Annotated in this window: 10 protein-coding genes; 9 read left to right on the top strand and 1 reads right to left on the bottom strand. The window is 35.3% G+C overall.

Going from position 1 to position 12,583, the window contains the following annotated elements:
- The first annotated feature begins 470 nt into the window (after nt 1-470).
- The 4 genes from JFL43_RS16700 to JFL43_RS16685 all read left to right on the top strand — a co-directional run bounded on the left by JFL43_RS16700 (nt 471) and on the right by JFL43_RS16685 (nt 3,967).
- Nucleotides 471-701 carry a hypothetical protein gene (locus JFL43_RS16700; protein ID WP_200749928.1) on the top strand — a complete coding sequence of 77 codons (231 nt, stop codon included), beginning with the start codon at nt 471-473 and terminating at the stop codon, nt 699-701.
- A gap of 228 nt (nt 702-929) precedes the next feature.
- Entirely contained in the window at nt 930-1,196 is a 267-nt protein-coding gene (locus tag JFL43_RS16695) for a DUF4190 domain-containing protein (protein WP_200749927.1), read from the top strand.
- 196 nt (nt 1,197-1,392) lie between these two features.
- A complete protein-coding gene (locus tag JFL43_RS16690; RefSeq protein ID WP_200749926.1) occupies nt 1,393-1,986 on the top strand; it encodes a hypothetical protein in 594 nt (197 codons plus the stop codon).
- Nucleotides 1,987-2,602: 616 nt separating this feature from the next.
- A complete protein-coding gene (locus tag JFL43_RS16685) occupies nt 2,603-3,967 on the top strand; it encodes a transposase (protein WP_200749925.1) in 1,365 nt (454 codons plus the stop codon).
- A 595-nt stretch (nt 3,968-4,562) separates the two neighbouring features.
- On the opposite strand, the gene JFL43_RS16680 is transcribed toward JFL43_RS16685, so the two are convergent.
- Nucleotides 4,563-5,024: a S26 family signal peptidase gene (locus JFL43_RS16680; protein ID WP_200749924.1), complete on the bottom strand. Its 462-nt coding sequence runs from the start codon at nt 5,022-5,024 to the stop codon at nt 4,563-4,565.
- Between the two features lie 388 nt (nt 5,025-5,412).
- Between JFL43_RS16680 and JFL43_RS16675 the strand changes: the two genes are divergently transcribed.
- The 5 genes from JFL43_RS16675 (at nt 5,413) to cas3 (ending at nt 12,503) form a co-directional block, all read left to right on the top strand.
- Nucleotides 5,413-6,987 (top strand): long-chain-fatty-acid--CoA ligase, encoded by a 1,575-nt coding sequence (locus JFL43_RS16675; RefSeq protein ID WP_200749923.1) that lies wholly within the window; start codon nt 5,413-5,415, stop codon nt 6,985-6,987.
- Nucleotides 6,988-7,132: 145 nt separating this feature from the next.
- Nucleotides 7,133-7,381, top strand: coding sequence for a hypothetical protein (locus JFL43_RS16670; RefSeq protein ID WP_100797589.1), 249 nt, complete (start codon nt 7,133-7,135; stop codon nt 7,379-7,381).
- Nucleotides 7,382-7,567: 186 nt separating this feature from the next.
- The gene (locus JFL43_RS16665) at nt 7,568-8,353 is read left to right on the top strand and encodes a PhzF family phenazine biosynthesis protein (RefSeq protein ID WP_200749922.1); all 786 of its coding nucleotides are present in this window, start codon (nt 7,568-7,570) and stop codon (nt 8,351-8,353) included.
- A 467-nt stretch (nt 8,354-8,820) separates the two neighbouring features.
- Entirely contained in the window at nt 8,821-9,603 is a 783-nt protein-coding gene (locus tag JFL43_RS16660) for a DUF4097 family beta strand repeat-containing protein (protein WP_200749921.1), read from the top strand.
- A 494-nt stretch (nt 9,604-10,097) separates the two neighbouring features.
- Nucleotides 10,098-12,503 (top strand): CRISPR-associated helicase Cas3', encoded by a 2,406-nt coding sequence (cas3, locus tag JFL43_RS16655; RefSeq protein ID WP_200749920.1) that lies wholly within the window; start codon nt 10,098-10,100, stop codon nt 12,501-12,503.
- Nucleotides 12,504-12,583 lie beyond the last annotated feature (80 nt).

Raw genomic sequence — 12,583 nt, 5'->3', positions numbered from 1 at the left:
TGACACGGAGAAGCCGGCAACATAACTAAACTTAGACCAAGAGTCCCCGGGGCAGCTTAGCAGGCCTCTGCCTTATGAATAGACCGAACGAAGGAATGTAAGCGCACTGACGCTAAGAGACATGGGAGGGTACGTCGTCATAAGCATCGCAGAGATCCATTGTGCATCAAATAGTGGACTAACAAAGCTAATGATTTTCATTAGTTTTAGCGAAGCGTACGCTCAATTTGGTAATAAAAACTATAAATTCAATCATCTGTTTACAAAAGAGATGGAAAAATATTTTCAATACATCACGAAGTGATGAAAACCGTTGATACTTCAATGTTTATAGAGGGAGTTTAGTTGAATAAGTTATATTAGTATAAATGTGGTAAAGTATAGTAAAATCGAAAAAAACAATAACTCAAACGTATTTTGTTTAACTTCCTCTATTGGACCAAGTGCGTTACATTTTAGGGGGTTTTTAAATGGAGAAAATCTTAGTGAAAACAGGGATATATTCATTTGTTGTTACTTTCTTCATATTAGTCGCTTTTATGCAAATAGAAGAAAGCACAACTGATGTAGAGGGGATGACTTCATTTGTTGTAACACCTTATCCAGAGTTTTTCTTTCATATTTTTAGATATTCTATAATCACTTCAATCATTGCAGTTATACTTGTATGTGTTTATATACTATCAAATAAGAAAAAATAGTAACAAACTCAACAGGTGTATTTTACTTTATATGAATGTGAAGAAATGTACTTAAAGAAATGGGTTCTTAGTACAAGATCGTTAGAGCTGTCCAGAACAGCTCTTTTTTCTTATTCAACTAAAGGGGCAGAATTGTTGAATTAGAATGTCTATACAATCTTGTTTTTTTGTTGTTAGTACAAATACAGACTACTATTTTTAGTATTATGAATCGAGGTGGAAATGAAAATGGTTGAAAAAACTCCAACAAACAGTAATTCGGTAATTTCCTTAACTCTTGGTGTTCTTTCAATTCTAATACCATACATCGGGTTGATTCTTGGTGTTATAGGAGTTGTATTTTCAAGAAAAGCGACAAAAGAAATTTTAAAAACAAATCAAGGTGGCGGTGGCTTAGCTACTTCTGGTTTAATTTGTAGCGTGGTCGGGATTATCATTCAAATATTTGCGGTAATGGGTATTATCGCTTTCTATTCTCTAACTAATCTAGGTTAGTATTTCAGGTTTTTATTTCACTAACGGAGGCTTTACTTGAAGATCATTGAACTGTTCAGACAGCTCTTTTCTTATTCAACTAATGGGGCAGGTTAGTTGAAGAGTATTGTTTAACTTGTGTTCAACAATCGGGCCATATTGTTATATAACCATCTGAATAAACAAGCAGATTAGTCTGAAGATAAAGGGGATTTATATGAATACAAAACGTAAAAGGAAGGTCTGGGGGATAGGCTCAGGAGTATTTATTGTACTTGTTATAGCTTTCATATCTTGGTATTATCCATTATCGCTTTTTAGCATCCATCAAAGCTTTACATATCATCCTGGTTCGGAAACCCATAATGGCAAAACCTACGAAGAAGAGATTGGCGAGTTTAAAGCTGCCTATGAGAAGGATCTAAAAAAGGATTTAGAAAGTGATAATTACAATCCTACGGTAAATCGAACTCAATTTATTCTTCCGATTTTTGAACAAGAATGGCTGATCGGCACGGACTCCAAAACAATTGATAAAGATAAACTGGATAGAATGCTTTTCGATGTACAACAGGCAAGAAATACCCTGTTAGACCTTGTTTCTGAAGGAGATTATTCCAGAGAAGAAAGAGTATACATGGTTGACAGCATAAATAATTTCCTTGATTTGGAAGAAAGTATTAGATTTATAAGAAACGGAAAATATTTTTCGAGAAGTGATTTGCAAAGGTTGTTAGGTAATTTACAAGGAGATTTCTGGGCAGGTTTTGATTACTATACCACCGTTTTTTATGATATATCTCATAAATAAAAGTTTGAAGCAATCGGGCGCGATTGTTTAATAAGCGTCGCTGTTCTAATTCAACTAACGGGGCAGGTTAGTTGCAAGAACTGGTATAATTTAGAGAAAAGTAGAGTGTAGAGGTGAATTATGAGTTTCCTTATATTAGCAATCTTATTAATATTTTTATTTAACTTCACAAAAATGAGAAATCAAAATCAAACAATAATTAAACAGAATGAAAGGGTTATCTCTCTGTTGGAAGAGATTAAAAATAAAAAAGCGTAGTTCTTAACCTAACAGATGCAATAAGGGAGTTGCTTTGGCACATATTTGTTTTATGGAACTAAAGGGAGATTGTGAAGGTTTGTACTTAAACTAACGGGGGCTTTAGTTAAACAAGACCCCATTTCGATGGTCTATTTTTATGTCCAAAACATCAAGTAGATTTCGGCGATCCAGTGTGAAATGTTACACTTAAACTAACGCGGGTTAATAAAAAAACGAGGTATAGATATATGAGTTAATTTCATAATTCTGAGCTCAGTCATATCAACGTCTTTCAGACAATAAAAAACAGGCACCTCCCCAAATTCGGTATAATGGTAGCGACTAAACAACCTAGACCGATTGGAGCGAATGCCTTATGACTATTGTAAAGCAGATTAGCCTTTTTGACATCCATGAATTATATGAAATGGAACCAATCCATCGATTTGATGCCATTTTTTCGACATTTGATATACAACCACTCTTTCACTTGTTCTCAAAGAAGGCGATGAAAGGGGCTCCTCGTGAGTTAAATTACGGTGCGATGATCCAGTCACTCATTGCACGTATTGTGGGGCGTATACCGACCATTAAAGATTTGGTTAATCGTTTAAAAATGGATCCTTTCCTTCGCCTTGCTTGTGGTTTTCTGCATTCAGATATTGTGCCGTCTGAAGCTGCGTATTCACGCATGATTCATGTGATTAGTCAGTCCGATATACTGGGTAAAATGCAAGATCAACTCATTCAACTCGCGATGGTAGAAGGTTTCCTAGACGATAAAAACATCGCCATTGATGCGACGCATTTTGAAGCACGTGACGCACAGAAACCTTCACCGAAAAAAGAGAAGTTAGCGCCTAAAAAGCGCGGACGTAAATCAAAAGAAGAACAGGAACAATGGCTTCAAGAAAAACTACTACAAGAAGCCAATTTAACTCTCTACCAAAAAGAAATCAAAGCACAATTAAATGAAACCACAGCAACACTCTGGCAAGAAGCACCTATTACGCCTATGTGGGGTATAAAAAGGAATAGCGAAGGTGAAAACCTTGCCTGGTATGGTTTCAAAGCACATCTCGCTGTTTCTACCAAAAGCCAATATATTATTTGTGGCTTAATGACTTCAGCGAATTTAAATGATAGTAAAGCGGCCATTCCATTACTTAAAAAGGTACAAACGCTTTTTCCTCACCATTTTTCCAGCGGCATTTTTGATGCAGGATATGACTATGCGCCAATTTATGAACAGCTACAGGCCCTCAAGTTGCAGGCAGTCATTCCATACAATGTTCGCAATGAAGGTGAATATGTCGAATATGTCGGCTTCGATGGACATTTCGCACCGACATGTGTACGCGAACATAGTTATCGTTACGATAGTTATGATAAGCAGTATGAAACGCTCAAATACACACAGCCAAAAGAATGTATAACTTGCCCATTGCAACATGAATCGCTCTGTCAAAAGGTCTTTAAAATTAAATGTGAGACCGATTTGCGGAAATATACAAACCCAGCACGTGGTTCAGAAAAGTGGATAAAACTTTACAAAGAGCGCAGTGCAGTTGAACGGACCAACGCTTATTTAAAAGGCTATTTTCAACTGAACAATGTCCGCCATCGATCTGGGAAAAAAGAAAAGTGTCATTTCCAATTGATTACACTGATTTACAACGCGAGCAAATTAGCAGTCCATCGTATCAACAAAGTTTTACGTGAACAACCAAACGTAGCTTAATTTTTAAAAATAAATTTCGTACTATTGTAGTAGTCTATACTCTAAAAAAATACGATTTATGAAATTGATTCAATGGAATAAACATTTTGAAGAGATTGAGAAGCCGAATTTCTTCCGTAAATATGAGTCTTGTCATGATAGATTTTTGGTTGTGTCTAATCAGGAAGAAATTAAGGCGTTTTTCGACAAAAATCGAAAGGGAAAATAGTAAGTACTAGATTCTTATCGTGATAAAAACAACCTGTCACATAACTGAAAATATCAGTATCTGAGACAGGTTGTTTTTGTGATTATTACTGTGTAGGTAAAAAAAGCTACTTGCCAAATACCGTCTTCATTGCAAATCATTCGAAAACCTATGTCTACATTTGGATTATCATAGGAAGGGAAGGATATGAAACCACTATAATCTTCTTCATGCAATTGTCATGTACCTTTTTCAATATTATTAAAAGAATGTGCTTGTAATAATTTACGTTCAGTTCTCATCATTTTCTGTGGCGAGTTTTTGTGATTACTTAAATGTTCTTCCAAAGTTAATATTTGATCTTCTTCTCTGTCAGTATAAAAAGCATATTCTAGTCTTGTGAGATTATCAATCATAGCCCAAAGGTACATCTTCGCAATACTTAGTGGTTGTAAACCCTTTAAATGTTTCTGATTCAAATCGGTCTTGAATGCTTTGTAGTTTTTTTTCTTTTTTCGTTAATGTGAATTGTACTTTAGCATCTTCATAACCTAAAACAATCGCATGAATGTCATTTAACTTTAAGATGATTTTGTCTGCGTATTCTCTGTTATCAGGTAGAACAAAAACCTCATTTTCTTTTAATGTAAATGATTTTAGTGAGTAGTGCAGTTTTTCTTTCGCATTTTGAAGGTCTTCTGAAGTATCTTCAGAGTGGTATAGCTTTTTTAATTCTTCTTCTGTATTCGCACCTTGTACTTGAGGTAGGCCGTAAAAGGTATCTAGCTTTTGTCTACTAATGAATACTTTACCATCTTTTATTTCAACAGTTTCGCCAGGAAGTCCGATGATTCTAGATAAATGGTCCATTTTAAGCGAGGATTTTATTCTTTATATTCACCGATTTATTTTGTGATTGATTAGTCCTATGAACTTCATCGTTTTTCTTTTCTTTAAAATGATCCACGTAATTAAACCTCCGAATGTTGATTGTCTTTGGCTAGTAAGCTTTCTTTCACCAGCCGAACATATAAGATGTTCATTAACCTCTCTTTCTAGTATTGTTTTGTTTTAATAGAAGCTTTCATATTGGTAATTGTTCCAGAAATAAACTTTTATTCAAACGGTTATAACATAACCCCCTTTGTTGTTTTAAAGCGCTAAACATTTTGGTCATTTTTAATAAATATAAGATGACAGAATTATCTATTAAATGTAAAATGGTAATAATTCCATTTAATAGAAAGGGTGTTTGGGGATGAATGTACCATTAGTTTTAACGCATTTCCTTGATCGAGCAGTTGCACTATACGGGGATAAAGCTGCTGTTTTTTGTGAAGGAAGATCCTTTTCATATCGCCAGTTAGAGGGGCGAGTAAACCAGCTTTCTAGAGGATTGAAGTCATTGGGCGTTGAAAAAGGAGATCGGATTGCTTATCTAGCTTCTAATACAGTTGAAATGTTGGAAGGTTTTTATGGCCTATTCCAATTAAGTGCAATAATGGTGCCTCTCAATATCCGATTAAAGCCAGAAGATTATTTATTTATCCTAAATCATAGTGAATCTAAAGTGCTTTTTGTTGATCAAGATTTATACGATTTAATCTTACCAATAAAGGAATCCTTACAGACAGTCGAGCATATTATTGTGCATTATAAGGAAGATGCAACGGATGAAATTGGTTATGATGAGTGGTTAGCATATTTTTCTCCTGAAACATTTAAACGTGCTGAATTGGATGAAAATGATGTCTGCAGTCTGCTTTATACAAGTGGAACTACAGGGGATCCAAAAGGGGTTATACTGACACATCGTAATAATTATATACATGCATTAAGCTCGATGCATCATTTGCGCGTCACGGATGAAGATGTATACTTGCATGTTTTACCGATGTTCCATGTGAATGGCTGGGGAGCGCCGTTTTATTATACAGCGAATGGCGCGACGCATATTTGCTTAAAAAAGGCGACACCTGAAGCGATTTTCCGCGAAATTAAAGAGCAAGGTGTCTCAGTCATTCATATGGCGCCAACTGTACTGAATTCGCTTTTACAATATTATGATGAGCATAAGCCTGTCATTGAGCAAAAGGTACGTATCGTACTTGCAGGTTCTGCACCTCCGCATGCTTTTGTCAAAAAAATAGAACAAGAACTTGGTTGGGAATTTATCCAAGTATACGGAATGACGGAATCTTCACCACTGAGTCTCATTTCTAGAATTCTGCCACAGTTTAAAGATTTATCCGAGGACGAAAAATCTCGTCTAAAAGCCAAAGCAGGCTATCAGATGATTGGGGCTGAAGTAAAAGTAGTTGATGAGTTTGGTGCAGAAGTAGCACATGATGGCAGATCTACTGGTGAAATCATCGTCCGTAGCCATGGAGTCATGAAAGGTTATTGGAAAAATGAGCGAGCGACATTGGAAGCAATCCAAAATGGTTGGCTCCATACAGGTGATGTAGGGACAATAGAAGATAAGGGCTATTTCGAAATTACGGACCGTAAAAAGGATATTATTATTAGCGGAGGTGAGAATATTTCTTCTATTGAGGTAGAAGGCGTGCTGTATGATCATCCCGCTATTTTGGAAGCAGCAGTCATTGCCATTCCTCATGAGAAATGGGGAGAATCACCACATGCTTATATCGTATTACGAGAAAATGAGCAAGTAACAGAACAAGAAATCATTGAATTCTCTCGTTCCAAACTAGCTCATTTTAAATCGATTAAGAGTGTTACATTCACAGACAAATTACCAAAAACGGCATCAGGAAAAATCCGAAAAATCCATTTACGAAATGAACATATAGAGAGCATAAAGGTGTAAGCTCTCCAGACAGCCTCCTAGATTCAGGTTACTAAATTTATGTGGCTGTATTGTCAATGAAAAGTACTCTAATTTGGCGCTATTTAAAGCAAGTATATACTATTTTGATTTGCGAATAATGAAAAAAAGTAAAGAGGTGGTCTAGTTGATCTTGATATTAGCAAGCAGTGTGCTAGCTTTTATACTCATACTTTCTGAATACTTGAAAAGCTCTAAAATCTTCAATGTATTTTATCTTATTTCATTAGTAAGCGTCATCTTTACATTTGTTAGTTTCATTGTCATTGGAGGATTCGAAGCTTTAGGCTATAGCTTTATCTCTTTACTATTCGGGATTGTTGGCGTAGGTGGAATGCTAGTAACTCTATTTAAGAAAAAGCAATTGAATATGTAAAAAAACCTTCACTGAATTTTTATAGTTCAGTGAAGGCTTTTGTGCGTTTGTAAATAATAATTTAGCACCGCCCATATAGATGATGTAACTTGTTAAGGCGAACAGAAAAATGATTGGGGGAGAGGCTGGCATCTTACTGATAAACTGTTTGTTATAATGGGGTAAAAATGGAAAGTTGGTATACCAATGGAACTATCTTATGTAAATACTTTTACAGATCAAGCCTTTAAAGGTAACCCTGCTGCTGTTTGCTTTTTAAATGAAGACAAAGATAGTAGTTGGATGCAAACAGTTGCAAAAGAGATAAATTTACCAACCACAGCCTTTATCAGATTAAGTAATGAGGAATATTATTTACGGTGGTTTAGCCCCTCTACTGAAATCATCATTTGTGGTCACGGTACACTAGCAAGTTCATATTATTTGTGGGAAAAAGGATATGTAGAAAAGGATCAACCTATTGCCTTTCATACACAAAGTGGTGTTCTCAAAGCACAGTATATAGATGATTGGGTTCAAATAGAGTTCTCTTCTATTCTTGAGGAAGCGATAGATGCTCCTGAATTATTGATTAATGCTTTAGGTGTTGAACTTAAATACGTAGGAAAAAACAAACTCGACTATATAGTTGAAGTAGAATCAGAATTTATTGTTAGAGATATAAAGCCAGCTATAGATTTGATTGCCCAATTACCAGTTCGTGGAGTTATTGTGACTAGTCAATCTCATTCAAATGAATTTGACTTTGTATCACGCTTTTTTTCTCCAGCTCAAGGTATAAATGAAGATTATGTAAATGGTTCTTCACATTGTTGTTTAGGCCCGTATTGGAAAAATAAGTTACACAAAAATGAATTTATTGCTTACCAGGCTTCGGATAGAGGGGGTATTTTGAAAGTCAATGTTTTAGATGACAAAGTATTACTTTCAGGAAAAGTAGTAACCATTTTTGAAGGTAAGCTATCAGTTTAAAATGCGTAGTCTTTAAAACAAGATGCGAGTGGTTAAACGCCTCTAAAATGGACACGTGAAAAATAGTGTCTTAAGTACTCTTAAAATGCGTTGTAGAAAGGTAGATGGTGATTGTTGCCAAGTCTTTTCTGACTACGTTTTTTATTGAAGTATTTAATAAATAATGGTGAATATGTGGTGATTCGATTAATAAGCTATACCGCTGGAGGGCATCGACTATATACGATGGAGGATATATGACGCTTAGAGCTAATAACAACTCTTCGTTACCTAGAATTTGGAGTTGATGACATACGTATCCGAAGAGAATTTCTCACGTTATATTTATGACCTAGTAAATCTACCCCTAAGACTAAGGTCTGAGACAACATTGCTTCTCAAGTCCATTTGAAGAAAAGTACATTCCTCTATAATTAAAAGTAACGAATAGAAATATGAGTTCAATTAGAAATTAGGGGGAACAAGAAATGCAGAAAAAGTTGCTGGTAATCGTCTGTCTTTTAATTGTTGGTGTGGTTGGCATTATATATGCTAAAGATTTCTTCTTTGGAACGAATGACACGAAAAAAACGATTGAAGATCTTTCGTTCACGCAGATTGAAGTAGACACAACGAATGCGTCGATCGAAATTCGCCCGTCGAAAGATTCAGTTGCTACAGTCGAGGTTTTAAATCATAAAAAGAGTAAGCGAAAATATACGTTCAATGCAGACGTTAAAGGAGATAGTCTTTCTGTCCAATTAAAAGAAAAATCGAGTGGGTTTATTAATTTCCGTTCTTATCCGTATAAATTAGTCATCTCGGTTCCTGAAAAGGACTATAAAACCATTCAAGTTAAAAGTGATATTGGAAAAATCTTTGTAGAAGACCTGAAGACAGATAATCTCCAATTGGAAACAGATGCTGGAGAAATTAATGTGAAAGATGTAGATGCGATAGCTGTAGATGTAAAAACAGATGTTGGAAAAATCAATCTTGATCACGTCAAAGGGAAAATTGAAGGGACCTCGGATGTAGGGATTATTTCCCTAGTAACGACTCATTTAGATCGTCCGATTGACTTGAAAACGGAGGTCGGAAAGATCATGATTCAAACAGAAAAAGAACCGGCGAATGCGACAATTGAAGTTGAAACGAGTATCAGTTCAATCGATATTTTTGGAGCGAACGATAAAAAGACGGTATTTGGAAAGGGAGAAAATCTGATACGTTTGCAGACAGAATTCGGGAAAATTGTTGTGACCAATTGATGAATGGGATCTGTTCGTCAGCGAAATGAGCTATATACAAGTATCTTCAAACATTACAAAACGTTGAACAAATAAGTTATTTAGGAACTCTATTTCAAAAATTACAAAAGAGAAGCATCGTTTTCGATGCTTCTCTTTTGTTCATTATTTTTGGTACGGATTCCGTTTTAGAATAGAAACTACCCAAAAGCTATCATTAGAGGCAAATGCTTACTATCCAGCATTTTACCCAGTTATAGAAAAAGTCTATGATTACATTGCTTTTAATAAAGTAGATACTGATTTGCCAAATATTATAGACGGACATGGAAATTAAATAGTTATAGATAAACTGTATTCAAAACCTACAGCTTTCCTAAAAGTCGTTGCAAAATGGACTTAGAGAGCAGCCGTTTATCTTTGGGTAAAATAAACATTATGTCTATTAAAATAGTAAATATTGGTATGGTATAGTTATAAATAATTAATATGCCTTTTGGGAAGGGGAATTGCAAATGTTCGTAGCTCATATACGTGAATCAGATTTAAAGGAACAATCTGTTTCTGATCATTTAAGAGAAGTACAATTAATCTCAGAGCAAATTGGTGAGAAGATTGGAATAGCCCATATTACGGGGCTTGCTGGTATGCTGCACGATATGGGTAAATTCAGTGATGCATTCCAAACCTATCTAAGAGAAGCAGTTGCAAATCCGGAGCAACCTCCAAAAAGAGGAAGTGTGGATCACTCTACTGCAGGTGGAAAATTTCTAATGGAAGGATATCATCAACGATATACACTATTAATGGAATGCATAGCAAATGCTATTTATTCTCATCATGGCCAACTAAAAGATATGGTGACAGCTGATGGTACATCTCCTTTTTGGGAAAGAAAGGATTATCGGGATGATTTGGAGTATGAAAAGGTAAAAGAACGCTTTTTTAGAGAAATGTATACTGCCACTTATATGGATGAATATATTGGGAAGGCAGTACAAGAGTTTAATTTATTTATACAAAATTTAGGGAAAAAATACATAGATATCAGTTTCGGAAAAAGTGAAATTCGGGTAACGATGACTTTATTAACAAAATATATTTTTAGTGCATTGCTTGATGCGGATCGCACAAACACTCGTCAATTTGAAGATAATGAACAGGTAGAGAAACCGTATAATGTACGGTCACTTTTTTCGGATTTTGATAAACGATTAGAGGAACATTTACAAAAATTCAAGCAACAAGATTCGCAAAATGAGATTATGTCCTTGCGCCAACGCATGTCTGATATGTGTGAAGAGAAAGCATTATTGTCGACAGGTATTTATACATTGTCAATTCCAACAGGTGGAGGTAAAACACTTGCTAGTCTTCGTTTTGCCTTGAAGCATGCTTTAGCACATAAAAAAGAACGGATTATATATGTAGTACCATTTACAACGATTATTGAGCAAAATGCGAATGAAGTACGTCGTATTCTTCATGCAGATGATTATGTATTAGAGCACCATAGTAATGTCATTGAACAAGAAAAAAATGATGCTGAATCATTGTCTTATGAAGATTATCAACGTAATAAACGCTTGAAAATAGCAAAGGACAATTGGGATGCTCCAATTATTTTTACAACTATGGTTCAATTTTTAGATACATTTTATCAGGGGAAATCCCGCAATACACGGCGTTTACATAATTTATCTAATAGCATAGTTATTTTTGATGAAGTGCAGTCCGTCCCGATTAAGTGTATTTCTCTTTTTAATGAAGCGCTGAATTTTTTAACAAATGTTGCTAATACAACGGCTATTCTTTGTACTGCCACGCAACCAGCATTAGAGTATGTTCAAAAAAAGATTAAAATTCAAGGGGAGCTTATTGATGATTTACCGACAATAACGAAAGCGTTTAAGCGAACAAATATAGTTAATAAGTTAAAACCAGATGGCTGGCAAACAGTTGAAATTGCTGAATTCGTTAAAGAGAAACTAAGTGAAGTAGATAGTGTCCTCATCATTCTAAATACAAAGACAGTCGTAAAAAAGCTATATCATGAGTTGGAAAATGCGAACGTAAAGATTGTACATCTAAGTACATCGATGTGTGCAGCACATCGAAAAGTGATTTTAGAAGATGTACGAAAAGATTTGAAAAACGGAGAAAAGATTGTATGTGTGAGCACGCAACTTATTGAAGCAGGTGTTGACGTAAGTTTTGAATGTGTGATTAGGTCATTAGCAGGACTGGATTCTATTGCCCAAGCAGCAGGTCGCTGTAATCGACATGGTGAAGTAGCGAGTCGCTATGTATATGTCATTAATCATGCTGAAGAGTATTTGAAAATGCTACAAACAATTGCAGCGGGTGCCGAGAAATCTAAGTATATATTAATAGACATTGAGAAAGACCCTTTATTATTTGAAGGTGAAATATTGTCAGCTGCAGCTATGAGTAATTATTTTCAGAATTTCTATGAAGAGTTTAAATCTTACTTAAATTACCCAACAAAGGTTGGAGTGGATATATATGAAATGCTGTTTGGTGAAAATATAGACTTTGTTGAAGAGTACGGGAATGCGCCTTTTTGGATGCACTCAAGTTTTGAAACGGCGGCTAAATACTTTAATGTCATCGACTCCAAGACACATGCTGTGCTCGTGCCATATGGAGAGGGGAAAGAGATGATTGCAGAAATTGAGAGTAGTCGTATTATTCAAGATTTGTCTCAATTTATCAGAAAAGCTCAGCAGTACACAGTTAATGTATTTGATCAAGACTTACGAACTCTTATTAACAATAGTCAACTGGAGAAAGTTGATTTTGGATATGCATCAATCTATATCGCAAAAGAAGGTGCATATGACGAGCAGTATGGTATGAATTATGAAGGTGAAGCAAAGTTAGGGATGTTGATGATATAAAAATAGCAGGCGACTGAAAATATTTTTCTAGTCGCCTGCTATCCTTAATAACAATCATGTAGTATATTTTTCAATCCACG

This window comes from Viridibacillus soli (assembly GCF_016612995.1).
Taxonomy (GTDB): domain Bacteria; phylum Bacillota; class Bacilli; order Bacillales_A; family Planococcaceae; genus Viridibacillus; species Viridibacillus soli.
Note: the sequence above shows the minus strand (reverse complement) of the source record. Positions and strands in the feature narration are given on the sequence as shown.

Bases quoted from the DNA above. Each gene is read 5' to 3' on its own strand.
- JFL43_RS16680 (WP_200749924.1), bottom strand. From the start codon at position 5,024: ATGGACCATTTATCTAGAATCATCGGACTTCCTGGCGAAACTGTTGAA.
- JFL43_RS16685 (WP_200749925.1), top strand. From the start codon at position 2,603: ATGACTATTGTAAAGCAGATTAGCCTTTTTGACATCCATGAATTATAT.
- JFL43_RS16665 (WP_200749922.1), top strand. From the start codon at position 7,568: ATGGAACTATCTTATGTAAATACTTTTACAGATCAAGCCTTTAAAGGT.
- JFL43_RS16695 (WP_200749927.1), top strand. From the start codon at position 930: ATGGTTGAAAAAACTCCAACAAACAGTAATTCGGTAATTTCCTTAACT.
- JFL43_RS16690 (WP_200749926.1), top strand. From the start codon at position 1,393: ATGAATACAAAACGTAAAAGGAAGGTCTGGGGGATAGGCTCAGGAGTA.
- cas3 (WP_200749920.1), top strand. From the start codon at position 10,098: ATGTTCGTAGCTCATATACGTGAATCAGATTTAAAGGAACAATCTGTT.
- JFL43_RS16700 (WP_200749928.1), top strand. From the start codon at position 471: ATGGAGAAAATCTTAGTGAAAACAGGGATATATTCATTTGTTGTTACT.
- JFL43_RS16660 (WP_200749921.1), top strand. From the start codon at position 8,821: ATGCAGAAAAAGTTGCTGGTAATCGTCTGTCTTTTAATTGTTGGTGTG.
- JFL43_RS16675 (WP_200749923.1), top strand. From the start codon at position 5,413: ATGAATGTACCATTAGTTTTAACGCATTTCCTTGATCGAGCAGTTGCA.